Genomic DNA, 25,677 nt, shown 5'->3' on the forward strand with positions numbered 1-25,677 from the left:
CCGGGGGTGGTCGAGATGGCGACAGCGAGGGGTGCCGGCCCCGGGCCGGGAAGCGGCCAGGGCGGCGCAGCAGGTGCAGGTCCAGGCGCAGGCGCAGGCAGTCCAGGGGGCAGCCCGGGCAGCAGACCCGGCGGTCCACCCGGCGGCCCGCGCCGACGGGCCGTCCGAGCCTGGCTGGGGCCCTGGGCAGCCGTCCTCGGCGGTGTCGGCACCCTGCTCGCGGGCGTCGCCGCCGTCCTCACCTGGTGGCAGCTGACGGGGGCGTCTCCGGAGCCGGCGCCCTCCGGCGGGCCGCCCGTCGCCTCGGCACCGGCGACGAATGCACCGCCCACGCCGGCACCGGTCACTGCGGCACCGTCGACCGGGACCGGCCGCCCGAGCGACACCCCCGCCGCCTCCCCTCCGGGAGCGGCCTGGGCCGGCACCTGGCGCGGGACCGTCACGCAGGGCCGCCAGAAGTACGTCGTCGTCGTACGGATCCGCGACGCGCAGATCGGCGAGGAGTTCGCGGAGGCGGAGTACTCACCACTCGGCTGCTCCACGGTCTGGCTGCTGACCGAGCGCCTCCCGAAGCGGCTGACCGGCCACGAGAGGGTCACCCGCAACACCGCGACGACGTGTGTGAACGGCGACTTCGTCCTGGAGCTCCGCGGCGACGGAACGATCCTCTTCGACTGGGGCTCGTCGCGAGCCACGGCCGTCCTGGCCCGCGAGTAGCCGGGCGCCCGCCGACCTGAAGGCCCCGGAGCAGCGAGCTCCCGACCTATTGACCGCCCCACCCCAGGACCTTGAGGCGCATGCTCGGCCTGTCGACGTTGTTCTGCACGGAGAGGACCTGGAAGAACGTCGGATACCCTCTCTCGGTCTGCAGGCAGAACCGGTCACCGGGGTTGGGGAGTTCCAGGTCGTGTTGACCGAGCGTGGTCGCGATCTTCCCGCAACGCTCCGGTCCGGGGTCCGGTTCTCCGTCAGGAACCCGGGCGAGTGCCGCATGGTTGTCCGGCCGGATGTACGCCTTGCCCCCGGTGACCCCGGTGATCACCAGGTCCTGGTTGAAGGAGCGTCCGGGCTGCGGGTTGTTCACGTCGAAATCGGCTGCCCCCTCCAGCACGTACTCGCCGTTGTAGGTCACGATCCAGCCCGGATCGTTCGGCACCGACGATCCGGACGTCGGCGCGGCGGCGGTCGTACCCGTGGGCGACGATCCGGCCGAACTCTGACCCGGCGCGGCCGGCACCGTCGCCGTGACCGTGGCGGTCGCCGTGACCGTGGCGGTCACCGTCTCCGTGACGGTCACGGTCGCCGTCCGCGTCGTGGCGGTGGGCGAATTGACGACCGCCGGCAGGCCCAGAAAGCCGAACGCCAGACCGGCCACGCCGGTCAGGGCCGTGACGACGGCGGCGAACTCCGTCCAGGACCGCGGACGGCGCCCGACCCCCGGTGGCCGCTCCGGCATCGGAGGAACGTCTTGACCAGGTGAACTCGCGCCCGACACAGGCATGTTGCTCATCGCTTCCCCCTCGCGTGATTCGGGAACGATGATGGCACCACAGACCCCGACCGCACAGCACCCCTCCGCAGGCTCCACACCGAGCAGCCGCGGCCCGGCGACACCCGCAGACGGCCGCCGGCCGCGCCGCCGAGCACGCCCGCACCGAGCACCCCGCCCGGTCGCCCGTCCCGCTCCTTCGGCCCATCGCCGCCGAAACCCTCCGGAGCAGGACGGCGCGACGACCCGCCAAGACGCCCGTGACCCGTTCGGCGGAGACCCGAATGCCTCATCTGGCAAGCAGCAGAAGCCCTTTGGGCCTACGTTGCCGTTCGAGGGGGATACCGGAGCGAAAGGCGAAGACCCAATGGCAGGAAAGTTCGAGCTGTACACCGACGAGAGCGGCATGCACCGGTTCCGGCTCAAGGCGAGCAACGGGACCGTCGTAGTGACGGGTGACCCGCAGGAGAGCCGGGACGACTGCATCAGGAGCATCGAGTCGATCCGCAAGCTCGCGCCCTACGCGGAGCTCAAGGAGACGGCGGCCCGTCCGGCCTGAGCACGCGGACGCACCGCGCCGCGGGCGGGGTGCGGGCAGGAACGCGGGCCGGTGGCCCAAATCGCCGACCCGCGTTCGTTTGTTCGACAGATCCCTTTGGCCGCGTGCACGCCGGGTGCGGACAGAACTCTGGCATGCGCGTCGTCATCGTCACCGAATCCTTTCCGCCCGAGGTCAACGGAGTCGCCCACAGCGTGCTGCGGACGGCCGAGCATCTGGTCCGCCGGGGCCACCAGCCGCTCGTCATCACCCCGGCACCCGCGCGGGGGGCCGACTGCCCGCCGCACGTCTTCGGGGGCGGGCCGGGATCGGCCGAGCTGCCCGTGGTCCGCATCCCGTCCGTCCCGCTGCCCCGCTACCCGCAGGTCCGGATCGCGCTGCCCAGCCGGCAGCTGACCACCGCGATCGCCGGGCACCGGCCCGACCTCGTCCATCTGGCCAGCCCGTTCGTGCTCGGCGCGCGCGGCATGCAGGTCGCCGTGCGGCTCGGCGTCCCCGCCGTGGCCGTGTACCAGACCGACCTCGCCGGGTACGCGCACGCCTACCGGGCGGGCCGCGGGCTCGGTGAGGCCGCGGCCTGGCACCGGATCCGGGCCGTCCACCGCGCCGCCGCCCGCACGCTCGCGCCGTCCACCCCGGCGGCGCAGGACCTCACCGCGCACGGCGTGCCCCGGGTGCAGCTCTGGCCGCGCGGGGTGGACTCGGCCCGCTTCCACCCGCGCCACCGTGACGAGGCGCTGCACCGGGCCCTGGCCCCCGGCGGGGAGGTGCTGGTCGGGTACGTCGGGCGGCTCGCGCCCGAGAAGCGGGTCGACCTGCTGGCGAGCGCCTCGGCACTGCCCGGGGTGCGGGTGGTGGTGATCGGCGACGGGCCGTCCGCCCCCGGGCTGAAGGCCTCGATGCCCGGCGCGGTGTTCCTCGGCCGCCGGACCGGGGACGAGCTGGCGCGCTGTTTCGCCACCCTGGACGTGTTCGTGCACACGGGCCCGCTGGAGACCTTCTGCCAGACCATCCAGGAGGCGATGGCCAGCGGCGTCCCGGTGATCGGCCCGGCCGCCGGGGGCCCGCTGGACCTGGTCGCGCACCGCCGGACCGGCCTGCTGGTGCCGCCGAGGGACGGCGCGGCGGTGGCCCGGGCGGTCGCGGCGCTGGCCGGCGACGCCGGGCTGCGGGCCGCCTACGGGCGCGCCGGGCGGGCGGAGGTGACGGCCCGCACCTGGGAGGCGGTCGGGGATCTGCTGCTGCGGCACTACGCCGAGGTGCTGGCCGAGCACCGGGGGGCCGAGGTGACGGACGCGACCGACATGGCCGCGACCGCGGCGACCGGTCCCGCACGGCCGACCGAGGACGCCCCGGTGGTGGAGGAGCTGCCGGCATGAGCGGACACGGGGGGTCGCTCCGGATCGTCCGGGTGGCGAACTTCGTCACCCCGGTCTCGGGTGGACTGCGCACGGCCCTGCGTCATCTCGGCGCGGGCTACCGGGCCGCCGGCCACACTCCGGTGCTCGTCGTGCCCGGGGAGCGGCGCACGGAGGAGGAGACCGAGCAGGGGCTGGTCGTCACCCTGCCCGGGCCGGTGCTGCCCGGCAGCGGCGGCTACCGGCTGCTCACCGACCGGCGGGCGGTCGCCCACGAGCTGACCCGGTTGGCGCCGGACCGTCTGGAGGTCTCCGACCGCACCACCCTGCGTTGGACCGGCGGCTGGGCACGCCGCCGCGGGCTCCGCTCGGTGATGGTGTCGCACGAGAGCGCGACCGGGCTGCTCCGCACCTGGGGCCTGCCCGGCCCGGCGGCCGCTGCGGCCGCCGACCGGCTCAACGGCCGCACCGCCCGGGCGTACGACACGGTGGTCTGCACCACGGACTGGGCGGCCGCGGAGTTCCGCCGACTGGGGGTCCGCAACCTCGCCCGGGCACCACTGGGCGTGGACCTGACCGCCATGCGCCCCCTGACGGCCGTCGAGCGGGCGGACGAGCGGGCGCGGTACGCGGACCCCGGGCAGGCGCTGCTGGTGCTCTGCTCCCGGCTCTCGACGGAGAAGCACCCCGAGCGGGCCGTCGAAGCCCTCGCCGACCTCTGCGCGGGCCGGCTGCCGGCCGTCCTGGTGGTGGCCGGTACCGGGCCGCTGCGGGCGAGGCTGGCCGCCCGGGCGGGGCGGCTCCGGCTGCCCGTGCACTTCCTCGGGCACGTGGCCGGGCGGGGCGCGCTGGCCCGGTTGCTCGGCTGCGCCGACGTGGTGCTCGCCCCCGGTCCGGTGGAGACCTTCGGCCTGGCCGCGCTGGAGGCCCTCGCCTGCGGCACCCCCGTCGCGGTCAGCCGCTCCTCGGCCCTCCCGGCTCTGGTCGGCCCGGCCGGTGCGGCGGCCGAGGACACCGGCGCGGGTTTCGCGGGGGCGGTGCGTGACCTGCTCGCGCGCCCCGAGGAGGAGCGCCGCGCCGCCGCTCGCGCCCGGGCGGAGCAGTACGGCTGGCCTGCCGCGGTGGCGGCCTTCCTCACCGCGCACCGGGCGCCACAGCCGCTGCCGGACCAGGCGGCCTCCATCGTGCCGGGCCGGGCACCGGACCGAGCCGCCCCCGTGGTGCCGGACCGGGTACCGAGCCAGACACCGGACCGGGCGGCCTGCCCCTCGGACAGGGTGGAGAAGACGCGATGAGCACGGCCGTGGTGGCGGACGAGGGCGGCGAGACGGCCCCGGTCGGGGCGCTCTCCGACGTTGCGGCCCCGGTGGCGGTCCCGGGCGGAACGCCTCTGGTGGTTCCGGCCCCCGGCGGAGCACCCCCGGTGGCGGCGGTCCCCGGAGGCGTGCACCGGCCGGGGGGCGCGGGTGTCGGGAGGGCCGTCGAGCCGGTGCGGTTCGTGGCTCTCGGCGACTCGCTCACCGAGGGCGTCGGCGATCCGGTCGCCGGCGGCTGGCGGGGCTGGGCCTCGCTGCTCGCGGGTTCGCTGGCACCGCCGGAGGTCGGCGTCGAGTTCACCAACCTCGCGCGGAGCGGGGCGCTCAGTACCGATCTGACGACGGAGCAGCTGCCCGCCGCGCTGGTACTGCGCCCATGGCTGGCCGCCGTGGTGGTCGGGGGCAACGACACCCTGCGGTCGGGGTTCGATATCGCCCGCACCGCCCGGGAGTTGGACACCACACTCGGTGAACTCGCCCGCAGCGGCACTCTGCTGCTCACCGCGTGCCTGCCCGACCCGGGCGCGCTGCTGCGGCTGCCACGACCGCTGGCCCGACCGCTGGCGCGCCGGATGCGCGCGGTGAACACCGTGGTGCACGCCCTCTCCGCGCGCCACCGCGCCGTCCATCTGCACGTCGCCGAGCTGCCCTGGACGGCGCACCGCGGACTGCTGAGCGTGGACCGGCTCCACCCCAGCGCCGAGGGGCACCGGTTGATCGCCCGGGGCTTCCACGACCTGCTCGCGGCCGCCGACCGGCCGCTCGGTCCGGCCCCCGCCGCCGATCCCGTCGACCCGCCCCCCGGCGCGGTCGCCGACCTGTGGTGGATGGCGACCCGCGGCACCAGCTGGCTCGCCGAGCGCAGTACGGACCTGCTCCCCGGTCTGCTCGCCCTGGCCGCCGTCGAGGGCTGGGCCCGCCTCCGCGGCGCCACCGGGCGCCACGACGAGCAGATGGCCCGGGCGGCGGCCGCAGCCCTGGGTGCGCTGGGGTGAGCGGGTGGTGCCCGCCGTGGGCGAGTCGGCTTCCCGATCACCGTGAGGTGCCCGGGGGCTCCGCCCGGGCCCCTCGAACGGGCCTGTCCCGGTTCGCTCCCCGGTGGCGGCGGGAACCGTTGGAGCGGGCGGGGCAGTCGTGGTGGGCAGTGGGCGGGACGCGCCCGAACCAGTGAAGGGAGTCGGATCGGTGACGACATCATCGACGGACAGCCAGCACAGCCGCTCCGGACGGGAGTTGATGGCCGCTGCCGGGGTTCTGTTCCCGTCCGGCGACGGCCGGGTGCTGGTGGTGCGGCTGCCGTACGACCGGAAGCACCCGGTGGCCGTCCCCGGCGGGGGCTGGGAGGCGGAGGACCTGTCTCCGCGCCGGACGGCCGTCCGGGAGATCGCCGAGGAGCTCGGATTCACGCCCGTGCTCGGCGCGCTGGCCTGCATCGACTGGACGCTCGACGACTACCGCCCGCCGATCGCCGCTCACCTCTACTGGGCCGAGCCGCTCACACCCGAGCAGGCGGACGCGTTCAGGCCGGACACCGACGAGGTCGGCGGGTGGACCTGGCTGACACCGGAGCAGGCCGCCCACGCGCTGCCCCCGCGCCTCTCCCGGCGGGTCACCGCCTGTCTGCGGGCGCCGCGTTCGGCCGGCCCGCTGGAGCTGGAGGACAGCTTTCCCGTCGGGCACACGCTGGACCACCTGACGGCCGAACCGCCGCCCGAGTACACCCGGTTGGCGGGTCTGGCGCTCACCGAGGACACCACCGGGACGGACGCCGAACCGGCCGCTCCCCCGCTGGACCGGGCCACCTACATCGCCACCCGGCCACGGATCCGGGCGAAGGCACGGACGGTGTTCACCGACGCGGCCGGGCGGGTCCTGCTGGTGCGTCTGCGGCCCTGGTCGGGTGCCGGGGGCGAAGAGCCGTACTGGACGCTGCCCGGCGGCGGGATCGAGGCCGACCGGGAGCTGCCCCGGGCGGCGGCCCGGCGGGAGATCCGCGAGGAGCTGGGGTGGGAGCACGAGCCGGGCCGGCTGCTGGCCCTCGACTGGCTGCCCGGCCGGGACGCGGACCCGCGGAGCGGCCGGGACACCGCCGTCCTGGTCTACCTCTTCGACGGCGGGACCGTGCCGGACGAGCGCCTCGCCTCGATCGCGCTGCCCGAGGACGAACTGGTCGAATGGCGGCTCTGCGACCCGGCCGAGGCACGTGCGTTGCTGTCCGACTCCTCCTGGGCGCGGACTGCCGCCGCACTCGCCGCCCGCGACCGGCGCGGCGGGCCGGCCGAACTGGTCGAGGGGCGGCCGGTGCACTGACCGGCCGCCCCGCCCGGCGTTCCTGGTCCACACTGGACGCATGGAGAACGGGATCGCGGACGTCCTGACCGGCCGTCGGGTGGAGTCGGTCAGCGGCGGCGGACGGCTGGACATCACGCTGGACGGGTCGGTGACCGTCCGGGTGGCGCACGAGTTCCGCCTCACCGCGCGGTCCGGGGTGGAGCACTTCTACCCGGCGCTGACGTTCCGCCCGACCGGCCCGCTGCTCGCCCTGGTCGGCCGGACGGTCGGAACCGCCCGGGTGACCCAGGCCGGCGGGCTGGAGCTCGCCTTCGACGGCGACGCCGCCCTGTCCGTCCCGCCGCACGCCCTGGTCGCGCCGTGGAGCGTGTTCACCCCCGAGGGCGCCGTCTGCTCCGGGCTGGCCGGCGGCGAGGTGACGTGGGCGGACGGCCCGGGCCGCTGAGCCGGGCGGCGCCCGGCCGGACCCCGCGCCGCGCGACGCGGGGTCCGTACCCCGGACGGGTCGACCGGCGGGCACCGAGGGGGATCCGGCGAACCGGACCCCGGGGCCGGGGTCAGACCTCCATGTCGGCCTCGATCTTCGTCAACTGGTGCCGGGCCATCGCCAGGTTGGCCCGGCTCTTGTCCAGCGCGAGGTAGAGGAAGAGGCCCTTGCCGCTGCGCCCGGTGAGCGGGCGGATCAGGTGGTACTGGCTGCTGAGCGTGATGAGGATGTCCTCGATGCCGTCCTGCAGGCCCAGCATGTCCATCGTCCGCATCTTGGCCCGGACCACGTCGGTGTTCCCGGCGGCGGCCACGTTGAGGTCCAGTCCGCCGGGGCCGTCGAGGGTGGCGAGCGCCATGCCGCTGTTGTAGTCCACCAGGGCCGCGCCGATGGCGCCTTCGATCACGGTCATGGTCTGCTTGAGCGCGCCTGCTGCGTCCGTCATGTCGGTTTCTCCAGTTCGTTCGGAAGATCGGGATCGGTCGGAAGGTCAGAAGTCGGAAGGTCAGAGGTCAGAGGTCAGAGGTCGGAAGTCGGTCGGAAGGGTCGGGGATCGGCCGGAAGGCCCGAGGCCAGAAGTCGACACATCGATCGGTCGACACATCGATCGGTCGACCCGTCGATCGGTTGACAGGTCGATCGGTCGACAGGTCGGTGGGTGGCTCTTCGGGTGGCGGGGCGGGCGGGTCAGCCCACCTCCCTGGACTCGCTGGCCTCCTTGGGCGCGAGGGTGTCGGTGAGGAGGTCGGCGATGCGCCGGGCGGAGCGTCGGGCCTCCAGGTGCAGCCGGCCCACGTTCACGTCCGGGTGCGCGAGGAGCGTCAGCACGCAGCTTCCGCCGGCCGCATAGGTGGCGACATAGCCGTGCTCGCCGCGCACCAGCGACTCCCGGAAGTCCCCCTGCCCGGTCGTGTCGGCGAGGCGCTGCGCCAGGCCGAGGGAGGCCGCCGTCATCGCCGCCAGGCCCGACGGCTCGGTCCCGTGGGTGTCGTGGGCGACCAGCAGGCCGTCCACGCTGCCCACCAGCCCACCCGCGAGATGCGGTACCCGATGCTTGAGGGCGCGGAGTTCGGCCAGCAGCTCGGTCTCCAAGGCGATCAGTTGTCTCCTTCCGACACGCTGCTTGAGCGCCCGCCTCATGGCCGTGAGAACGGAGTCGCGGGCGGAGAGTGGTTCAAAGTCGGGCCTCCAGAAGGGTTCGGACCCGGGTCAGCAGCGCGATGTCCGGGTCTGGAACGGTCAGCGGGTGGGCCGCTGCCGGGGTCGGTGGGTGGGCCGGGGTCGGTGGGTGGGCGGAGCGGGCGGCACCCGCCGGTACGAGCCCGGCCAGCGCGGCACCGGGGACGCGACGGTGCAGCCCGCCGCCGGTACGGCCGGCCGCGACGGGCTCGGCCCCGGAGCGCGCGGCCGGCACACTCCCGACCGGCACGTGCACGGCCGACGTACTCCCGGCCGACACGTGCCCGGCCGACGCGTGCGGGCCGGAGCTGCGGCCGGTCGTGGCCGGTGTCTGGGCAGCGTGCCGCGGCACGCCGCGTCCCGGGGTGGCGAGCAACCCGGCAGCGGCGAGCCGGCGGACGTCCGCCGTGGTCGCGAAGGCCGAGCGCCCGAGCAACCGGGCCAGCTCCGCCGGCGTTCTTCGGCCGTCCGCATGGTCGATCAACTCCCGCTGGTGCCGGCTGGGATGGCGGCGGACGGTCCGGGCGGCCGCCGCCCGGACCTCGCGGGCATCGGCGGCTTCCGCGGCCCCGCCGGCCAACGGGCGGACCGGAGCGGTGTCGAGCTGTGGCCAGGGCCAGATCCGTTCCAACAACCGCCGACGGCGATCGACCTCCCGGCAGAGCCGGAAGGCGCTCACCGCCGACACCGGGCCGAGCCAGTGCCGCGCACCGGGCTCGAAGGCCCAGCACCCGGCGGCCGGAGGCCCGCCGACCGCACCGACCACGCCGCCCGCACCGCCCGCACCGATGGATTCGGCTGCCTCCGACACCCCGGAGGCCCAGGCGGCGGCGGTCCAGGCGGCGGCGCCCGCGCCGTCCAGGACGAAGAACGCGGCATCGAACAGCACACCGAGGTGACAGATCTCCAACTCACCGCGCGTGAGCCGCCGTTGCTCCACCAGGGCGCCACCGACCCGGTAGTGCGGGCCGAAGGTCCGGACGGTGTCCTGCCAGGCCTCCGGGGCGATCCGACCGCAACCGGTGAGCAGCGCGGCCAGGTCGGGGCTGCGATCGGACTCCGCGTGCACCACCAGGCCGTCGGCGAAGTAGACCGCCCCCGCAGGTCCGTGCAGGACGCCGGTCACCCGCTCCTCGGCCAGCCTGGCGACCGCCTCGCCCGGGGTCCGCCCGAGCCTCGTCGGCAGGAGGACGCCCGCTGACGACAGGGCGGGGCCGCTCATGCCGACCGCCGACGGGTGACGGGCTCCCGCCCGGCTGGCCGAAACACGACGGCGGGAGCCGGACAGGCAGCGGGCAGGCCCGTTCCGCCGTCCGGTATCGCACAGGTCGCCGACTTCGTGATCGTGGGCGTCATCCGAGCACCAGCTCCTCGGCCAGACCCTGGAGGCGGTACCGCGCCGTGGCCAGGTTGCCCTCGGTCCGGTCGAGCCACAGATGCAGGACGAGCCGGCTGTCGAAGACGGTGTCAATGAAGCACAACAGGTGGTAACTGCGGCCCGCAGTGACGATGATGTCCTGCAACGGCGACTGCCGGTCCTCCGTCCCGGTGAAGGTCTGGCTCTCAACAGCCGCCCGTACCAGGTCGGTTGCCTCAGCCGCCGAGGTTTCGTGGTCACCGCTGGGGCTGATCCCGACGCTGCCCAGGGCGAGCCCGCTGCTCCAGTCGATCAGGCTGGCGGCCCGGGCGCCGGCGATCGTCATCGCCCCGGAGAGGCATTCGTCGATACCCGGCACTCGGGCTCCTTCGGAGGGTTCGGGACAGCCGGGCGCGCTCGGACAGCGCCGACCGGTCCACCACGAGCAGTGGCGGCTTCGACACGGAAGGCTACTGCCGGATTCGATATGACGAACATTCCAATGGCATATTCACACTGCGTGCGACCACTTTCAGCCATCCTGTGACGCACCGTCAGATCGTGACGCCGGGTGAATCCGCTGGCCGGGAGGGACACCACCGGACGGGCCGGCAGCCGACCTGGAACGGGACCTTGGCCGATTGTCGGCCACGAGGGAGGGTTTCGGGCGCGGATTGCGATAGAGCCGTCCGAGCACCACGGCAGCGGCAACCGGATCCGGACCGCACCACCGCAGGCCTCGCCGCCACGGCCTCGCACACGGAGCAGGCGGCCGGGCGGCGGGAACGAACAAGGCGGCCGCCCCCCGATAGGGAGCGGCCGCCTTGGATGGAGCGCCAGGCCCGGGTCGAACGGACTCTTCCTACTGAAAGTAGGACGTGCTCCAGTAGCACCTCTGACGCCTGACCGAGAGATCATTTCCTCTCGACGGGAAGAACACTAGCAGGACATCACGCCTGGTCAGAAATCGAGCGGGAGGGAGCGGGACACGGACGGACCGACTCGGCGCGCGCCGGCGCGACGATCCCGGTCGGACAGGTCACACACCGAGAGGACGCACCTCCGCATGCGTGCCGACACGATCTTCACCGGGGGCCGGATCCACACCGGCGACCCCGCCAGCCCCGCCACCGACGCCCTCGCCGTCACCGGCGACCGGATCACCGCCCTCGGCGACGCCGCCCGTGCCCTGCGCGACGGGCGGACGGAGACCGTCGACCTGGCCGGCGGCGCCCTGCTGCCCTCCTGGGGCGACGGCCACGTCCACCCGCTGATCGGCGGCATCGGCCTGCGCGGCGTCCCCGTCCGCGACTGCACCGACCTGGCCGGGGTCGTCGAGGCCGTCCGGGTCTGGGCCGAGCAGCACCCCGAGGCCGAGTGGATCACCGGCGACGCCTTCGACCCCTGGCTCGCCGAGGGCGGGCTGTTCGACGCCGCCCTGCTGGACGCCGTCGTGCCCGACCGGCCCGTGCTGCTGCGCACCATGGACCACCACACCGGCTGGGCCAACAGCGAGGCACTGCGCCGGGTCGGCTACACCGCCGCCACGCCCGAGCCCGTGGGCGGCGAGATCGTCCGCCGACCCGACGGCAGCCCGCTCGGCACCCTGCGCGAGTTCGGCGCGCTCGACCCGGTCCGGGCCCTGGTCCCGCCGCCCGAGCTCGCCGACCAGGTGGCCGTGCTGCGCGGGACCACCTCCGCGCTCGCCGCCGCGGGGATCACCTGGGTCCAGGACGCCTGGGTCGAGCCCGCGCAGGTCGACATCTGGCTCGCCGCGGTCGCGGACGGCCACCGCCTCGCCGTCCGGGCCGGCCTCGGGCTGCTGCTGGCCCCCGGGGGCTGGCGCGAACGGCTGCCGGTGCTGGTCGCCGACCGGGCGCGGATCGAGGCCGGGGGCGCCGGCCAGCTCAGCGCGCGGGCGGTCAAGTTCTTCGCCGACGGCGTCCTCGAATCCGGCACCGCCGCGCTGCTGGAGCCCTACACCGACTGCCCGCAGTCGCACGGCGTCGCCAACTGGACCGCGCAGGAGCTGGCCGACGCCGTCACGGCGGTCGACGCCCTCGGCTTCCAGGCGCACATCCACGCCATCGGCGACCACGGCGTCCGGATCGCCCTGGACGCCGTCGAGACCGCCGCCCGCCGCAACGGCCCGCGCAACCGCCGCCCGGTGCTCGCCCATGTCCAACTCGTCGACCCGGCCGACCTGCCGCGGTTCGCCGAGCTCGGCGTGATCGCCAACTTCGAGCCGCTCTGGGCGCAGCCCGACCCGCTGATGACCGAACTCACCCTCCCCCGGATCGGCCCCGAGCGCGGCGCCCGCCAGTACCAGATCGCCGCCCTGCTGCGCAGCGGTGCGCGGATCTCCTTCGGCAGCGACTGGCCGGTCACCCGGTACGAGCCGCTGGCCGGCCTGGCCACCGCCGTCACCCGGCAGACCCCCGAGGGGCTGCCGTCCGGTGGCTGGCTGCCCGAGGAGCGGATCGGCCTGGCCGAGGCACTCGCGGCGTACTCGTCGGGCGTCGCGCACCAGGCCTTCGAGGAGGACGCCTGGGGCGTGCTGCGGCCCGGGTTCCGCGCCGACCTGGTGCACCTCGCCGCCGACCCGTACGCGGTGCCGGTCGGCGAGCTGGCCGGCACCGCGGTGCTCGGCACCTGGCTGGGCGGGCGCCGAACCCACTGACCGCGCGGGGCGCTCAGGGCTCCTCGCGCTCCTGTCGCAGCTGGCGGAAGCGGGCGGCCTCCCCCTCGTCGAGCCAGCCCAGCCGGAGGGCGATCGCGCCGCGATGGTCCTCGTGGGCCGGTGCCAGGAGGTGGCGCAGCAGGGCGCGCATCCGGGCGAGCGCCATCGGGGACGCGAGGGAGACCACCACGAGGTCGTCGACGGTGGAGCGCAGGACCTCCTCCCAGCCGGGCAGCCGGACGACCGCCCGCACCGTGCCGTCGTCGTCGTGGACCCGCACGACGGCGGCCGGGGTGGCGGCGGGCCGACTCAGGAGGTCCTCCAGGACCTCCAGGACCTGGACCGCCGTGGCCGGGTCGTTGACGGCCGGCGAGAGCGCCCGCAGCGCGATGTCGGCGAGCAGCCGGAGCGCCAGGGTCGGGTCCTGTTCCAGGGTCCGTTCCTTGCCCGTGACCAGGGCGTCGAGGACGGCGCCGGCCGCCACCTCCCCGCCGTGCACCTGGGCGACGACGGCGCCCCGGCGCAGGGTGGTGCCCGGGGAGTGCGGCAGGACGACGACCGCGTCGGCGGCGCCGGCGGCCCGGAGCAGCCGGTCGATGTCGACCTGCTGGAGCACTGCCGGCGGGTGCGGCCAGCGGACCGTCGAGCGCAGCTCGGGCAGGGCGTCGGCGCCGGGCTCCGTGCCTGCCGTGGAGATCCTCCCCCTGCGGGGCGCCGCACCGGAGTCGGGGTAGAACCCGTCGAGGATGGCGTGCCCGCGCTCGGCGATCGAGGCGATCACCTCGGCCAGCTGGATCGCGGTGAAGGCCCTGAGCTGGAGGTTCCGCAGCAGGACGGCCAGCATGAGCAGTAGGACGAGTTCACAGACGAGGACGGCCGCCGAGACCTCCGTGCGGTCGCCGGTGGCGACGACCGCGGTGAGGGAGAAGACGACCAGCCCGATGGTGAGGGCGAAGGTCCGCCAGACGATCGGGGCGTCGCGGAAGAGCGTCAGGCGCGGGGTGAAGGTCGTGGCGGCCCACTGCACGACGAGGAACAGCAGCGAGAAGATCAGGGCGATCGCACCCAGCAGCCCGAGCCCCAGGGCGAGCACCAGCTCGGTGACGGGGCCGGCCGGCACCATCGGCCCGCCGGAGATCCGCGGCAGTGCGACTCCGAGGGCCAACCCCGCCAGAAGACCGAACAGTTGGCTGGCGCCCGCGCGCACCCGACGCCGGCGGCGCAGCGCGGACCGGGGTCTCACGTCGGCCCGCCGGCACCGGCTCGCCCTCGGGGCGCCGATCCGGCGGTGTTCCCGGACGGCCGGGGCGGACGTGGATCCGGAGAGGCGGACTGCTCCGAACGGGCCCCGGTCCGCGGGCCGCACCATACTGGGAGCATGGCGCAGAACACTCCTCCGCCGCACCGTCCGCCGACCGTCACGGTCAAGGGGCGCGACGTGCGGCTGCGTACGATCGGGGTCGCCGTCCTCGCGGTCCTCGCCGTCTGGTTCATCGCAGCCAACACCGGATCGGTCTCCATCACCCTGTGGGTCGCCACCGTCACCCTGCCGCTGTGGGCGGTCCTCACCGTGACGCTGGCGACCGGGCTGGTCATCGGGTACTTCGTCGGCCGCCGGCGGGCCAAGGTCTGACCCCGGCCCCGGCCCCTGCCCCGGCCCCTGCCCCGGCCCCTGCCCGGGGAACCGGGAGGTCCGGCTCCGGTAGCTGGGAGGCCCCCTCGACGCGACCCGGCATGCCCTTCGGCGGGCCGTGGGCAGAGGCCCCCGGCCCGCCGGCGCGGCCCGGCGTCAGGCGAGCAGCTTCTCCTTCGCCTTCCGGAACTCCTCCTCGGAGATCGCACCGCTGTTCTTGAGGTCCGCGAGCTTGGCCAGCTCGTCGACGTGGCCACCCGCTCCGCCGCCCTCGGTGCCGGCCGCCTCCTTGACGTACGCCTTGAACGCGGCATCCGCCTGCTTCGCCTGCGCCATGTCACGCTCGCCCATCGATCTGCCGCGCACGATCAGGTACACGAACACGCCCAGGAAGGGCAGCAGGATCACGAAGATCAGCCAGCCGGCCTTGCCCCAGCCTCCCATGTCATGGCTGCGGAAGATGTCCGAGATGATCTTGAAGAGCAGGAAGAACCAGAGGATGAACAGGAAGAGCTCCAGCATCGTCCAGAACAGGTTGAGCAACGGGTAGTCGTCCACGGTGTCCTCCTCCCGCCGGCCGACCGACCGTCGGCGGCCACGCGGTGAACCGCGCCGCCCCGAGATGGACGGCAGCCAAACGAGTCATATCACCGCAATTCAACCACCGCATGCCGGAAGTCGAACGGCGTCCTCGGGCATCGACCGACCCGGCTCGGCGGCGCTGCGCCCCATCCGGACCAGGGCCCGCCAAACCCGTCCGGCCCCGATCCGGGCGAAGCGCACCCGTTCGGACCAGCCCCGACTGCGGCCGCTCACCCCGGCGGGTGAAGCTGCTGGCGACTGCGCCCCGCGCGCCGCCGCCGGCACAGCGGGCAACCGAGAGCGAGCAACCGAAGGAGAGCCATGAAGGCCGCCGTCGTGCACGACTTCACCCGACCGCTGGTGATCGAGGACCGCCCCGTTCCGGCTCCCGCGCCGCACCAGGTACTGGTCCGGATCGAGGCCTCCGGCCTCTGCCACACCGACATCCACGCCGCGCACGGCGACTGGCCCGTCAAGCCCGCACCGCCCTTCGTCCCCGGCCACGAGGGCGTCGGCGTCGTCGAGGCGGCCGGCGCCCTGGTCCGGCACGTCCAGGTCGGCGAGCGGGTCGCCATCGCCTGGCTCGCCGACGCCTGCGGCCGCTGCGACCAGTGCGTGTCGGGCTGGGAGACGCTCTGCCTCCGGCAGCACAACAGCGGCTACTCCGTGGACGGCGCCTACGCCGAGTACGCGCTCGCCCACGGCGACTACGTCATCCCGGTGCCGGACGGCATCGATCCGCTGGACGCCGCACCGCTGTCCTGCGCGGGAGTCACCACCTACAAGGCCCTCAAGGTGTCCGGTGCCGGCCCCGGGACGCGGGTCCTGGTCTCCGGCATCGGCGGGCTGGGCCACCTGGCCCTGCAGTACGCGCGGATCTCCGGCGCCGAGACGATCGCCGTCGACGTCACCGACGACAAGCTCGCGCTGGCCCGGGAGTTGGGCGCCGACCACGTCCTCGACGCCCGGACCCAGGACGTCGCCGCCGAGGTGCAGCGGCTCGGCGGCGCCCACGCGGCCGTCGCACTGGCCGTCAGCAACGCCTCGTTCCAGGCCGCGTACGGATCGCTGCGGCGCGGCGGCACGCTCGTCCTGGTCGCCCTGCCGGCCAACGGGAAGCTCGAACTCCCGGTCTTCGAGACGGTGTTGAACGGCACCAAGGTGATCGGCTCGATCGTCGGCACCCGACAGGACCTCGCCGAGGTCTTCCGCCTGCACGCCCTCGGCCGCACCCGCGTCATCCGCGAGACCCGGCGGCTGGAGGAGGTCAACACCTGCTTCGACGAGGTGCTCGCCGGCAAGGTCTCGGCCCGCCTGGTCTTCGACCTGCGTTGACGCCGCGCCCGACGGGTGCGGTCGGTGCGGACGGCGGTCGCAGCAGGCCGGCGCGGTCGGGCCCGACGGTCGGGCGAGCGGCGGCCCGGCTCAGCGGTCGCCGACGAGGGCGAAGGCGAAGGCCAGCCGGCGGTCGAGCCAGTCCGCCTTGACCGTGACCTTCTCGCTGCCCTCCGACACCATGACGACCTCGTCCTCGGCCCGCCACTCCAGCGTGCGGGGCCTGGCGGGCCGGTCACCGCCCTCCGCCCCGAGGCTCGTGAGCGCGTCGAGCGCCCCGAAAAGGCTCTTCTCGACCACGCGCGCGGCGATGTCCTTCGCATTCCCGCTCACCCACTCGTTGCGACCCAGGACCGGCGGACGGCCGGGCTGGTCGATGCGCCAGCCGTGCTTGAACGGGCGGGCGCGGGGAGGGACCCGCCGCAGCGTGCCGATGACCGCGCCCTGCGCGTCGTGCACGTCGTGGTGCCGCTCGGCGCCGGCCTCCCGGCCGCCGCCGTCGATGACGCAGAGCAGGAGCCGGCACGCGGCGTCCTCGTAGAGGGCGGCCCGCTCGCCCTCCCGGCCGATGAACGCGCAGGGGGCGAAGACCCGGCGCTCCGTGCCGTTCCTGGGGACGCGCACGGCGAGCGGTCCGAACGTCGGCGTCGTGCGCCTGGCGGTGACGGGGCGCTCGGTGTTGCCGACGACGAAGTCCCGGACCCGCTCCCAGCCGACGGGGAGCACCGGAGCTTCCTCGACGGGCTTGTCCCTACCGAAAGCCACTGCAAACCCCCGCACTTGACGCCGATACGATCGGACCGTTCATACCGCCGCGCCCGATGCCGAACAGGCCCGGGCCGCCGGGGGGCGGACCGGCACCCGTGCCGCCGCGGAGCGCGGGGTGCCCGTCAGGCACCCGTGCCCTGCTCGGCGAGATGGGCGTCCATGGTGGCGTTCAGGTCGGTCACGAAGGACTCGAACCGCTCCAGGAGCTCCGGCGGGTAGTGGGACATCGCAGCGTCCAGACGGCCGGCGAGCGGCCCGAAGAACTCGTCCGCGCGCTCCTGGATGTGCGGGCCGCTGCGCAGCGTGATGACGCGCCGGTCGGCGTGCTCGCGGCTGCGGGTGACGTGCCCCGCCGCTTCGAGGCGGTTCAGCAGCGCGGTGGTGGCGCCCGTGGACAGCGAGATGCGCTCGCTCAGGCGCGCCGGTGAGAGCGGGGTCCCGCGCTCCTCGGCGGCGGCGATCTCCAGCACCGCGGTCGCGTCGGTGGAGTGCAGGCCCAGCCAGGCCGCGAAGCGTCGGCTGAGCTCGGCGTAGTGGCCGCCGTAGATCCTCAGCCCTTCCATCAGCCTTTCGCGCTGCGCCGCCACGCTGTCGCGCATCGGTTCCGCCATGGAGGCCCGCCACCTTTCACTCCTGCCGCACGGTCCGCGTCGACGGCCGCTTTGACAACCTATCGCCATCAATTTACCTTCATGATGGAATTACTTCACCATGGAGGTATCGAGCATGCACAGCCCGTCCCCCACCACCGACGAGAGCACCGGCCCCTACCGGTGGCGATGGCTGATCCTGGTGGCCATGCTCGTCGCGGAGATCATGGATCTCCTGGACGCGTCGATCGTCAACGTCGCCGGCCCGGCCCTGGAGGAGTCCCTCGGCGCCGGTTCCGTCGGACTGCAGTGGGTCATCGGCGGCTACGCGCTCACCCTGGGAGCCGGGCTCGTGCTCGGCGGCCGGCTCGGTGACCGCTACGGGCGCCGCCGGATGTTCCTGATCGGTCTGGCTGCCTTCACCGCCACCTCGCTGCTGTGCGCGCTGGCACCGGACATCGGGTCGCTGATCGCCTTCCGGCTGTTGCAGGGCACCGCCGGGGCGATGCTCCTGCCCCAGGGGCTGGGCCTGCTGCGCGAGAACTTCTCCGGCCCGGAGCTCACCAAGGTCTTCGCGGTCTTCGGCCCCGTCCTCGGCCTCGGCGGCATCATCGGGCCGGTCCTCGGCGGCTTCCTCATCGAGGGCGACTTCTTCGGCCTGGGCTGGCGGTCGGTGTTCCTGGTCAACCTGCCCATCGGCGTCGCAGCCCTGATCGTCGCCGCGCGGTTCGTGCCGAAGAAGGCGGGCGACCGCTCGGTACGGGTGGACCTGGCCGGCGCGGCGCTGGTCGCGGCGGCCTGCGCGCTGCTGGTCCTGCCGTTGAACCAGGGGCAGCAGGACGGCTGGCCGCTGTGGACGTGGCTCTGCATGGCCGCCTCGGCCGTCGGCTTCGCCCTGTTCGCGCTGCAGCAGCGCCGCACGGCCGCGACGGGCCGTGAGCCGCTGGTGACCCCGGGGCTGCTGCGCAAGCCGGCCTTCACCGTCGGACTCGGCGGCATCGCGCTGTTCTTCGGCGGACTGGTCGGCACGCAGCTCGTGCTGACCCTCTACCTCCAGGTCGGCCGGCACTTCACCGCCGGTGACGCGGGGCTGGGGAACCTGCCGCTCGCGGTGGGCACGGCGATCGGTGGCGCGGTCAGCGGCGCGGTCCTCGCCGACCGGATCGGCCGCGCGGTCCTGCAGATCGGCCCGCTGGTCCAGCTGGCCGGCGCGGCACTGCTCTGGTTCGAACTCGACGGCCTCGACCCGGCGTCGTTCTCGATCGGGGACATCGCCCCCGGCGTGGCCGTCTGCGGCATCGGCGCGGGCATGGTGATCGCCGCCCTGTTCAGCTTCATCCTCGCCGCGGTCGACGACCACGAGATCGGCTCCGCCTCGGGGGTGCTGTCCGCCGTGCAGTCCATCGGCGGCTCGATCGGTGTCGCGGTCTTCGGCTCGGTGTTCTTCGCCCGGGCCGAGGCCGGCGACTTCACCACCGGCTACCACCACGCCCTCGTCGTCCAGGCATGCCTGCTGGTGGCCTTCCTCGCGATCAGCTTCCTGCTGCCGAAGAAGGGCCGGCCCGAGGAGGAGCAGCACGGCATCACCACCGATGCCGCCGCCGACGCCCGGCACGCCGCCGTGTGAACCCCGGCCGGGAGCCGCCCGCTGCGCCGGCGCACCCGGAGGGGGGGCTATATTCGAGCAGGTGTTCGATAGCGGCGTAGGCTGGATCCATGCAGAGCACCGTTCACCTCCAGCCCTCGTTGTTCGACGACGCCGACGGGGGCGGGGCCGTGCTGGGGCCGCTCACGGGGGTGCGGCGGGAGGTGCTGGGGGCCGGGGCCTGGGTGGACGTGCTGCCGGGGTGGGTGCGGGGGGCTGCCGGGCTGTTCGAACAGCTGGCGGCCCAGGTCCCGTGGCGGGCGGAGCAGCGGGAGATGTACGAGCGGATGGTGGAGGTACCGCGGCTGCTCGCGTCCTACGGGGAGCGGGACGCGCCGCCGCACCCGCTGCTGGGCGAGGCCAGGGCCGCGCTGAGCGCGCACTACGCGGCGGAGCTGGGCGAACCGTTCCGGACGCTGGGGCTCTGCTACTACCGGGACGGGCGCGACAGCGTGGCCTGGCACGGCGACCGGATCGGACGCGGGGAGCGCGAGGACACCATGGTCGCGATCGTGTCGGTGGGCGAGCCCCGGGCACTGCTGCTGCGGCCGCGCGGCGGCGGGCCGGTCGTCCGGCACCCGGTGGGGCACGGGGACCTGCTGGTCATGGGCGGGTCGTGCCAGCGGACCTGGGAGCACGCCGTCGCGAAGACCGCCCGGCCGGTGGGGCCGCGGATCAGCATCCAGTTCCGGCCGCGCGGGGTGGCCTGAGCGGGCGCCCCGGTTGCCGGGGTCGCGGGGGTCGCGGAGGCTTGCCGAGGGGTCCGCCTGGGCTTGGAGGACGGCATGCCGAAGGCCGGCAGGTACCACGAGGGCGTCCCGTGCTGGGTCGAACTGGCCGTGCCGGACGTCGAACGGGCACGACGGTTCTACGGCGGCCTGTTCGGCTGGGAGTACGTGGCGACCGGACCGGTGGGTGACGAGTACCTGGTGGCGACGGTGCGCGGGGTGCAGGTGGCGGGGATCAGGCCGCGCCGGGCGGTCGACGGGCAGGGGCCGCCGGCCTGGACGACCTACCTCGCGGCGGACGACGCCGACCGGGTGGCCGGGCTGGTCCAGGAGGCGGGCGGCCTGGTCGTCTTCGAGCCGTTCGAGGTGCCCGACCAGGCGCGCGGGGTGCTCGCGGTGGACCCGCTCGGTGCGGTGTTCGGCCTCTGGCAGGGACGGCTCAATCCGGGCGCTGGCCTGGTGAACGAACCCGGCACCGTCGCCTGGAACGATCAGCTCTCCCCCGATCCGGACACGGCCCGGGACTTCTACCGGCGGGTCTTCGACTACGGGTACGACGCCGCCGCGGCCGACCACACGGTGTTCCGGGTCGGCGGGCTGCCGGTCGGCGGGATCGGCGGGGACCCGGGCATCGACCCGGACGGCCCGCCGGCGTTCTGGGCGGTGTACTTCGGGGCGGCGGACACCGACCGGGTGGTGGAACGGGCGGTCCGGCTCGGCGCGAGCGTGCTGGACGGGCCGGAGCCGACGCCGTTCGGGCGGCTCGCGGTGGTGCGCGACGACGGCGGGGCGGTGTTCACCCTGATCTCCGTCCCGCCGGGCGAGCCGGCCACGCCGACCGAAGCGGCCACCCCGACCGCACCGGACGATCCCGGCGATCCCGCCGGTCCGGCGAGGGCGGCCTGAGCCGCCGGCCCCACCCCTCCGGAGAGCGCCGCCCCCCGCGGGACACCGTCCGACGGGCGCGAACGCCGGTGCCGAGACGGCGGGCCGGGCCCACCGTCTCGGCGTTCCGGGCGGGTCGCCCGTCGGCACGGTCCCGGCGCACGGACCCCACCTCCGTGATCGGACGCTGTCACCCGCACCGGCCCCTTCGTCGCGGTCTCAGTCCTTCACCGCACCCGCCAGTCCGGAGACCAGCTTGCGCTGCACCGCGATGAAGAAGATCAGTACCGGCACGGTCATCAGCGTGGACGCCGCCATGATGCCGCCCCAGTCGTTCTCGTCCGGCTTGAAGAAGACCAGCAGCGCCGACGGGAGGGTCTGGTTGTCGGTGGCGCTGATGATGAACGTCTTGGCGAAGACGAAGTCGTTCCACGCCGCGATGAAGGAGAACACGCTGGTCGCGGCCAGACCGGGGGCCACCAGCGGCAGCAGGATCCGCCACAGGATGCGGGCCCGGCTCGCCCCGTCGATCTGGGCGGCCTCCTCGATGGAGACCGGGACGGCGGCCACGAAACCGCGCATCATCCAGATGCCGAACGGCAGCGAGAAGGCCAGCTGCACCAGGATCAGCGAGGCCAGAGTGTTGAGGCCGATGCCCGGCGCCACCCGGCCGGCGTCGCGGAACATGAAGAACAGCGGGATGGTCAGCGCCTCGACCGGGATCATCTGGGCGATCAGGAACATCACCATGATGGTGGTGCGGAACCGGAAGCGGAAGCGGGTCACCGCCACCGCCGCCAGGAAGACCACCACCGCCGACAGCACGACCACCGAGAGTGCGATGACCAGGCTGTTGAGGAAGTAGCGACCGAACCCGTCGACGCTCAGCACCTGCCGGAAGCTCTCCAGCGTCGGGTGGGCGGTCCACGGCCTGGGGTCCAGCGACTGCACCTCGCCCTTGGGCTTGAAGGCCGACAGCACCATCCAGAAGATCGGGAAGGCGGTGACGACGGCCACCAGGACCGCGGTGGTGTTGGCGGCGAACCGCCAGCGGCTACGGGCGTTCACAGTTCATTCCCCGTCCGTCGCAGGGTGCGGATGTAGAGGACCGTCGGGATCACCAGGATCAGCAGCATGATCACGCCGATGGCCGCGCCGAGCCCGTACTGGGAGGAGGCGAACGCCTTCTGGTACGCGTACACGTTGAGCACGAGGTTCTGCCCGGCGATGCCGCCGCCCTCGGTCATCACGTAGATCTGGGTGAAGACCTTGAAGTCCCAGATGACCGACTGGATCACCACGACGGTCAGGATCGGCCGGAGCATCGGGGCGGTGATCCGGCGGAAGGTGGTCCAGGTGTTGGCGCCGTCCAGGGCGGCGGCCTCCAGGATCTCCTCGGGGATCGCCCGGATGCCCGCGTAGAGCGTCACCATGACGAACGGGAAGGAGTGCCAGACCACCACGGCACCGACGATGAGGAACGCCGTCCACTTGTCGTAGAACCAGTTGTACTCGTGGAAGCCGCTCAGTCCGAGGTCGACCAGGGTCTTGTTGACCAGGCCGAGGTTGGTGTCGAACAGGAAGCTCCACACCGTCGACCCGGTCATCGCCGGCGCCGCCCAGGCCGCCATCGCGGCGGTGGTGAGCACCAGCCGGGCCACCCGGCCGACCCTGGTCAGCAGCACCGCGAGGGTGGCGCCGACGGCCAGCGTGGCGACCACGCAGAAGGCGGCGAAGCCGATCGTCTGCGTGAGCACCGACCAGAACTGGCCGTCACTCAGGATCTTCTCGTAGTTGCCGAAGCCGACGAAGCTGGTGGGCACTCCCCCGGACGCCTGGGCCTGCCCGAAGTCCAGCACCGACAGCAGTCCGAGCTGGTAGATCGGGTAGGCCACCAGCGGGATCATGATGATCGCGGCCGGCAGGAGGAGCAGCAGCGGTGGGCGGCGGCGGCCGCGCGGGGGCGCGGCCGGGCCGGTGCCCCGACGACGCCCGCTCGGGGAAGTCGGCGCCGCCGGGGCAGTCGTGGTGGGTGCGGACACGTACGGGACCTGCTCTCTCGGGGCCTGCTCGCTCGGGGCCTGCGATCAGTGGGCGGCCGCGAAGGCCGAGGTGATCTGCGTGGCGGCGTCACCGGAGGCCTTGGCCACGTCCGCCTTTCCGGTGACGATCTGCTGGAGCATCGTCGGGATGACGGCCTGCGCGTCGATCTGCGCCCACGCCTGGTCCAGCGGAACGAACCTGGTGCCGGCCGCGATGGTGTCGGTGAACGGCTTCAGGAAGGCGTCCTTCGCCGCGACCTTGTCGTTGACGGACTTGAGGGTCGGCAGGTTGCCCATCGCGTCGTACATCTGCTCCTGGTACGCGGGGCTCGCCAGCAGCTCGGCGAACTCGACCGCGAGGGTGCGGTGCTTGGCCGCCTTCATCACACCGAGGTTGTTGCCGCCGCCGAACGCCGGGGCGATCGACCCGGGCTTCCCGCCGGGCAGCGGGACGACCCCGTACTTGCCGTTGACCGGGCCCGCATCGACCTTGCTGCGGCTGGAGTTGGGCAGGATCGCCATCGCGGACTTGCCCGCGGCGAAGAGGTCGACCGTCTTGCCGCCGGTGAGGTCGGCGCACTGCTGGGCCGGGCAGCCGTCGGCGCCGAAGAGGTCGGTGTAGCGCTTGATGCCGGTCTGCGCGGCGGGCGAGTTGATCGCGGCCTTGAACGCGGAGCCGTCCTTGGTGGCGATGTCGCCACCCGCGTCCCAGACGAACGGCAGTGCGCCGAAGGTGTACTTGCCGCCGACCGCGATGCCGAAGGTGTCCGGGTGCGCGGCGTGGATCTTCTGGTTGGCGGCGACCAGCTCGTCGTAGGACTTCGGCGCGCTCAGTCCGGCCTCGGTGAACAGGTCGGTGCGGTAGTACAGCGCCCGCACACCGACCCACCAGGGCAGCCCGTAGGTCTTGCCGTCCAGCACCGCGGTCCTGGCGATCGCCGGGTCGAGGTCGCCCTTGTCCTTCCACGCGTCGAGGTCGGCGCCGATCTCGGCGAGGCCGCCGGCGGCGACGTAGCCGGGGAGGTCGGTGTTGCCGAACTCGACGAGGTCCGGGGCGCTGTTCGGGTCGTTGAACGCGCCCTTCATCTTGGCGGCCCGGGCCGACGCGTCGGTGTCGATGTAGCTGATGTCGACGGTGGCGCCCTGGTGGGAGGCCTGGAACTCGGTGATCGCCTTGCTGATCACCGCTTCCTTCGCCGCGTTGCCGGCCTCGTTGTACAGCCAGACCCGCAGCGTGCCCGTCCGGTCGTCACCGGCCTTGTCGCCGGCCGGCAGCGCGGTGCCGGGCGAACAGGCGGTCGCCGCGAGGCAGGTGGCGGCGAGGACGGTGGCCGCGGCGGTTCGTCCGATGAGTCGCATGGGTGGAGACCTCCCCTCCCGACAGCTGCCGCCGGGACGTGCGCCGCTGGGGACGGGCACGTCGAAGCAGGCCCTGACCGGGGCCGATGGTGGGTGCGTGAACGCGTTGATGTGGGGGTACGGCAGAGCGACCGCTCGGGTGGGCCGCGTCGCCTGCTCGATGCCAGGGACGTTAGGCGGGGGCGCTCGCGAGCAACAAGAGGCCGTTCGTGAAGTTTTGCACTGCACAACGGTGTATCGAAGAATCGGTGAACGCGGTGCGAAGGGGTACGGTCTGACCACCGTCGCAGCCCGGCGGTGGAACGAGAGGGGAACGGACCGATGACGGAGACGGCGACCGGGTCGCAGGCCCGGCCACAGGCCGGATCGGAGCCCGGGTCAGAGGTCGGACCAGTGGCCGGCCCGGCCGATTCGCAGGCCCGGCCGGCCGGTCCGGAGAGCGGCGCCGAGGGCACGCCGGACGACGGCGCGCAGCCGCCGAAGGCCGCACCGGCCACGGCGACCGCGACTGCCACGGCTGCCGCGACCGCCGCGAAGAAGGCGGCGGGCTCCGACCGCAACCAGTCGTCCTCGCTGCGCCGCGCGCTGGCCGTCCTCGGCCACGTCCGTGACCACGGCAACGGGCGCGGCGTACCGCTCGCCCAACTCTCCGAGGCGCTCGGCCTCAACAAGAGCACCGTGCTGCGACTGACCGGCCCGCTGCTCGACGAGCACCTGCTCGACCGCGACCGGGAGACCGGCTGGTTCCGCCTCGGCCACGGCTCGCTCCGCCTCGGCCAGGCCTACCTGTCCACCCTGGACCTGCGCAGCGTCGCCGCCGAGCACCTGCGGCGCCTGCAGCGCGAGGCCGGCGAGACCGTCCACCTGACCGTCTGGCAGGCCCCCGGCATCGTCTACCTCGACAAGGTCGAGGACGAGACCAATGTCCGGATGGCCTCCCGGGTCGGCAGCCGGGCGCCCGCGTACTGCACGGCGACCGGAAAGGCGATCCTCGCCTGGCTGCCCGACGAGGCCGTCACCGAGGTGGTCGCCGCCGGACTGCGCCCGGTCACCGCCTGGACCATCTCCGACGAGACGCACCTGCGGGCCGACCTCGCCCGGATCCGCGCCCGCGGCTACTCGATCGACGACCGGGAGAACGAGCCGGAGGTCCGCTGCGTGGCCGCCCCGATCTTCGACCACACCGGCGAAGTGACCGCCGCCCTCTCGGTCTCCGGTCTCACCTCCCGGATGACCGCCGCCCGGGTCCGCTCGCTCGGCCCGGTGGTCGCCCAGGTCGGCCTGCGGATCTCCCGCGAGCTCGGCTCCGACCGCCAGTCCGGCTGACGCGGCGGTCCGGAGAGTCCGGCTCCACCGGGAAAGCAGACGAGGTCCGGTGCCTGGGAAGGCACCG

Annotated in this window: 26 protein-coding genes; 14 read left to right on the top strand and 12 right to left on the bottom strand. The window is 73.9% G+C overall.

Annotated elements, in window-relative coordinates; genetic code table 11:
- Positions 1-15 precede the first annotated feature (15 nt).
- Positions 16-717 (top strand): hypothetical protein, encoded by a 702-nt coding sequence (locus ACFVYI_RS11135; RefSeq protein ID WP_387883453.1) that lies wholly within the window; start codon positions 16-18, stop codon positions 715-717.
- Positions 718-763: 46 nt separating this feature from the next.
- On the opposite strand, the gene ACFVYI_RS11140 is transcribed toward ACFVYI_RS11135, so the two are convergent.
- Complete coding sequence (locus tag ACFVYI_RS11140) at positions 764-1,375, bottom strand: hypothetical protein (protein WP_387883455.1); 612 nt, start codon at positions 1,373-1,375, stop codon at positions 764-766.
- A gap of 481 nt (positions 1,376-1,856) precedes the next feature.
- Here ACFVYI_RS11140 and ACFVYI_RS11145 point away from each other — a divergent pair, with 481 nt between their 5' ends.
- The 6 genes from ACFVYI_RS11145 to ACFVYI_RS11170 all read left to right on the top strand — a co-directional run bounded on the left by ACFVYI_RS11145 (position 1,857) and on the right by ACFVYI_RS11170 (position 7,459).
- Positions 1,857-2,048: a YegP family protein gene (locus ACFVYI_RS11145; protein ID WP_387883458.1), complete on the top strand. Its 192-nt coding sequence runs from the start codon at positions 1,857-1,859 to the stop codon at positions 2,046-2,048.
- Positions 2,049-2,182: 134 nt separating this feature from the next.
- Positions 2,183-3,427 carry a glycosyltransferase family 4 protein gene (locus ACFVYI_RS11150; protein WP_387883460.1) on the top strand — a complete coding sequence of 415 codons (1,245 nt, stop codon included), beginning with the start codon at positions 2,183-2,185 and terminating at the stop codon, positions 3,425-3,427.
- Positions 3,424-4,701 (top strand): glycosyltransferase, encoded by a 1,278-nt coding sequence (locus ACFVYI_RS11155; protein ID WP_387883462.1) that lies wholly within the window; start codon positions 3,424-3,426, stop codon positions 4,699-4,701. The genes ACFVYI_RS11150 and ACFVYI_RS11155 overlap by 4 nt, the downstream gene beginning before the upstream one ends.
- A complete protein-coding gene (locus ACFVYI_RS11160) occupies positions 4,698-5,717 on the top strand; it encodes an SGNH/GDSL hydrolase family protein (RefSeq protein WP_387883465.1) in 1,020 nt (339 codons plus the stop codon). The genes ACFVYI_RS11155 and ACFVYI_RS11160 overlap by 4 nt, the downstream gene beginning before the upstream one ends.
- 190 nt (positions 5,718-5,907) lie before the next feature.
- Entirely contained in the window at positions 5,908-7,032 is a 1,125-nt protein-coding gene (locus tag ACFVYI_RS11165) for an NUDIX domain-containing protein (RefSeq protein ID WP_387883467.1), read from the top strand.
- A gap of 40 nt (positions 7,033-7,072) precedes the next feature.
- Positions 7,073-7,459, top strand: coding sequence for a DUF6188 family protein (locus ACFVYI_RS11170; protein WP_387883469.1), 387 nt, complete (start codon positions 7,073-7,075; stop codon positions 7,457-7,459).
- A gap of 112 nt (positions 7,460-7,571) precedes the next feature.
- On the opposite strand, the gene ACFVYI_RS11175 is transcribed toward ACFVYI_RS11170, so the two are convergent.
- The 4 genes from ACFVYI_RS11175 to ACFVYI_RS11190 form a co-directional block, all read right to left on the bottom strand.
- Entirely contained in the window at positions 7,572-7,946 is a 375-nt protein-coding gene (locus ACFVYI_RS11175) for a hypothetical protein (protein WP_387883472.1), read from the bottom strand.
- A gap of 242 nt (positions 7,947-8,188) precedes the next feature.
- On the bottom strand, positions 8,189-8,593 hold the full coding sequence (locus ACFVYI_RS11180) for a roadblock/LC7 domain-containing protein (RefSeq protein ID WP_387883474.1): 405 nt from the start codon (positions 8,591-8,593) through the stop codon (positions 8,189-8,191).
- Positions 8,594-8,675: 82 nt separating this feature from the next.
- On the bottom strand, positions 8,676-9,902 hold the full coding sequence (locus ACFVYI_RS11185) for a hypothetical protein (protein WP_387883477.1): 1,227 nt from the start codon (positions 9,900-9,902) through the stop codon (positions 8,676-8,678).
- Positions 9,903-10,032: 130 nt separating this feature from the next.
- A complete protein-coding gene (locus tag ACFVYI_RS11190) occupies positions 10,033-10,416 on the bottom strand; it encodes a hypothetical protein (RefSeq protein WP_387883479.1) in 384 nt (127 codons plus the stop codon).
- 687 nt (positions 10,417-11,103) lie between these two features.
- On the opposite strand from ACFVYI_RS11190, the gene ACFVYI_RS11195 reads away from it, so the two are divergent.
- Positions 11,104-12,717 (top strand): amidohydrolase, encoded by a 1,614-nt coding sequence (locus ACFVYI_RS11195; RefSeq protein ID WP_387883482.1) that lies wholly within the window; start codon positions 11,104-11,106, stop codon positions 12,715-12,717.
- A 13-nt stretch (positions 12,718-12,730) separates the two neighbouring features.
- Here the strand turns inward: ACFVYI_RS11195 and ACFVYI_RS11200 are convergent, their stop codons facing one another.
- Positions 12,731-13,882, bottom strand: a complete 1,152-nt coding sequence (locus tag ACFVYI_RS11200) for a DUF2254 family protein (protein WP_387883485.1) — start codon at positions 13,880-13,882, stop codon at positions 12,731-12,733.
- Between the two features lie 213 nt (positions 13,883-14,095).
- On the opposite strand from ACFVYI_RS11200, the gene ACFVYI_RS11205 reads away from it, so the two are divergent.
- Entirely contained in the window at positions 14,096-14,350 is a 255-nt protein-coding gene (locus ACFVYI_RS11205; RefSeq protein ID WP_387883488.1) for a LapA family protein, read from the top strand.
- Between the two features lie 156 nt (positions 14,351-14,506).
- Here ACFVYI_RS11205 and ACFVYI_RS11210 read toward each other — a convergent pair whose 3' ends face one another.
- Complete coding sequence (locus ACFVYI_RS11210; RefSeq protein ID WP_387883491.1) at positions 14,507-14,908, bottom strand: SHOCT domain-containing protein; 402 nt, start codon at positions 14,906-14,908, stop codon at positions 14,507-14,509.
- Positions 14,909-15,253: 345 nt separating this feature from the next.
- Between ACFVYI_RS11210 and adhP the strand changes: the two genes are divergently transcribed.
- Positions 15,254-16,267, top strand: coding sequence for an alcohol dehydrogenase AdhP (gene adhP / locus ACFVYI_RS11215; protein WP_387883493.1), 1,014 nt, complete (start codon positions 15,254-15,256; stop codon positions 16,265-16,267).
- 90 nt (positions 16,268-16,357) lie between these two features.
- On the opposite strand, the gene ACFVYI_RS11220 is transcribed toward adhP, so the two are convergent.
- Positions 16,358-16,993: a hypothetical protein gene (locus ACFVYI_RS11220; protein WP_387883495.1), complete on the bottom strand. Its 636-nt coding sequence runs from the start codon at positions 16,991-16,993 to the stop codon at positions 16,358-16,360.
- Positions 16,994-17,157: 164 nt separating this feature from the next.
- Positions 17,158-17,646, bottom strand: coding sequence for a MarR family winged helix-turn-helix transcriptional regulator (locus ACFVYI_RS11225; protein ID WP_387883498.1), 489 nt, complete (start codon positions 17,644-17,646; stop codon positions 17,158-17,160).
- Positions 17,647-17,761: 115 nt separating this feature from the next.
- On the opposite strand from ACFVYI_RS11225, the gene ACFVYI_RS11230 reads away from it, so the two are divergent.
- From ACFVYI_RS11230 to ACFVYI_RS11240, 3 genes are all read left to right on the top strand, one after another.
- Positions 17,762-19,252, top strand: coding sequence for an MFS transporter (locus ACFVYI_RS11230; protein WP_387883501.1), 1,491 nt, complete (start codon positions 17,762-17,764; stop codon positions 19,250-19,252).
- 89 nt (positions 19,253-19,341) lie between these two features.
- Positions 19,342-19,980 carry an alpha-ketoglutarate-dependent dioxygenase AlkB gene (locus ACFVYI_RS11235; protein ID WP_387883504.1) on the top strand — a complete coding sequence of 213 codons (639 nt, stop codon included), beginning with the start codon at positions 19,342-19,344 and terminating at the stop codon, positions 19,978-19,980.
- Between the two features lie 75 nt (positions 19,981-20,055).
- Positions 20,056-20,904, top strand: coding sequence for a VOC family protein (locus ACFVYI_RS11240; RefSeq protein ID WP_387883507.1), 849 nt, complete (start codon positions 20,056-20,058; stop codon positions 20,902-20,904).
- Between the two features lie 198 nt (positions 20,905-21,102).
- Here ACFVYI_RS11240 and ACFVYI_RS11245 read toward each other — a convergent pair whose 3' ends face one another.
- Genes ACFVYI_RS11245 through ACFVYI_RS11255 form a run of 3 tightly spaced genes read right to left on the bottom strand, consistent with a single transcriptional unit; the run spans position 21,103 to position 24,284 of the window.
- Complete coding sequence (locus ACFVYI_RS11245) at positions 21,103-21,951, bottom strand: carbohydrate ABC transporter permease (protein ID WP_387883509.1); 849 nt, start codon at positions 21,949-21,951, stop codon at positions 21,103-21,105.
- Complete coding sequence (locus tag ACFVYI_RS11250) at positions 21,948-22,925, bottom strand: carbohydrate ABC transporter permease (protein ID WP_387883511.1); 978 nt, start codon at positions 22,923-22,925, stop codon at positions 21,948-21,950. Before ACFVYI_RS11250 ends, ACFVYI_RS11245 begins: the two co-directional genes overlap by 4 nt.
- Positions 22,926-22,970: 45 nt before the next feature.
- Positions 22,971-24,284: an extracellular solute-binding protein gene (locus ACFVYI_RS11255; protein WP_387883513.1), complete on the bottom strand. Its 1,314-nt coding sequence runs from the start codon at positions 24,282-24,284 to the stop codon at positions 22,971-22,973.
- 393 nt (positions 24,285-24,677) lie between these two features.
- Here ACFVYI_RS11255 and ACFVYI_RS11260 point away from each other — a divergent pair, with 393 nt between their 5' ends.
- A complete protein-coding gene (locus ACFVYI_RS11260; RefSeq protein ID WP_387883515.1) occupies positions 24,678-25,610 on the top strand; it encodes an IclR family transcriptional regulator in 933 nt (310 codons plus the stop codon).
- Positions 25,611-25,677: the final 67 nt, after the last annotated feature.

The sequence above is a fragment of the Kitasatospora sp. NPDC058218 genome (assembly GCF_042882445.1).
Classification (GTDB): Bacteria; Actinomycetota; Actinomycetes; order Streptomycetales; family Streptomycetaceae; genus Kitasatospora.

What these genes read in the sequence shown, in the direction of transcription:
- ACFVYI_RS11135 (WP_387883453.1), top strand. Translation starts at nt 16, where the DNA reads ATGGCGACAGCGAGGGGTGCCGGCCCCGGGCCGGGAAGCGGCCAGGGC.
- ACFVYI_RS11205 (WP_387883488.1), top strand. Translation starts at nt 14,096, where the DNA reads ATGGCGCAGAACACTCCTCCGCCGCACCGTCCGCCGACCGTCACGGTC.
- ACFVYI_RS11225 (WP_387883498.1), bottom strand. Translation starts at nt 17,646, where the DNA reads ATGGCGGAACCGATGCGCGACAGCGTGGCGGCGCAGCGCGAAAGGCTG.
- ACFVYI_RS11240 (WP_387883507.1), top strand. Translation starts at nt 20,056, where the DNA reads ATGCCGAAGGCCGGCAGGTACCACGAGGGCGTCCCGTGCTGGGTCGAA.
- ACFVYI_RS11170 (WP_387883469.1), top strand. Translation starts at nt 7,073, where the DNA reads ATGGAGAACGGGATCGCGGACGTCCTGACCGGCCGTCGGGTGGAGTCG.
- ACFVYI_RS11195 (WP_387883482.1), top strand. Translation starts at nt 11,104, where the DNA reads ATGCGTGCCGACACGATCTTCACCGGGGGCCGGATCCACACCGGCGAC.
- ACFVYI_RS11175 (WP_387883472.1), bottom strand. Translation starts at nt 7,946, where the DNA reads ATGACGGACGCAGCAGGCGCGCTCAAGCAGACCATGACCGTGATCGAA.
- adhP (WP_387883493.1), top strand. Translation starts at nt 15,254, where the DNA reads ATGAAGGCCGCCGTCGTGCACGACTTCACCCGACCGCTGGTGATCGAG.
- ACFVYI_RS11145 (WP_387883458.1), top strand. Translation starts at nt 1,857, where the DNA reads ATGGCAGGAAAGTTCGAGCTGTACACCGACGAGAGCGGCATGCACCGG.
- ACFVYI_RS11155 (WP_387883462.1), top strand. Translation starts at nt 3,424, where the DNA reads ATGAGCGGACACGGGGGGTCGCTCCGGATCGTCCGGGTGGCGAACTTC.
- ACFVYI_RS11160 (WP_387883465.1), top strand. Translation starts at nt 4,698, where the DNA reads ATGAGCACGGCCGTGGTGGCGGACGAGGGCGGCGAGACGGCCCCGGTC.
- ACFVYI_RS11255 (WP_387883513.1), bottom strand. Translation starts at nt 24,284, where the DNA reads ATGCGACTCATCGGACGAACCGCCGCGGCCACCGTCCTCGCCGCCACC.
- ACFVYI_RS11185 (WP_387883477.1), bottom strand. Translation starts at nt 9,902, where the DNA reads ATGAGCGGCCCCGCCCTGTCGTCAGCGGGCGTCCTCCTGCCGACGAGG.
- ACFVYI_RS11230 (WP_387883501.1), top strand. Translation starts at nt 17,762, where the DNA reads ATGCACAGCCCGTCCCCCACCACCGACGAGAGCACCGGCCCCTACCGG.
- ACFVYI_RS11235 (WP_387883504.1), top strand. Translation starts at nt 19,342, where the DNA reads ATGCAGAGCACCGTTCACCTCCAGCCCTCGTTGTTCGACGACGCCGAC.
- ACFVYI_RS11150 (WP_387883460.1), top strand. Translation starts at nt 2,183, where the DNA reads ATGCGCGTCGTCATCGTCACCGAATCCTTTCCGCCCGAGGTCAACGGA.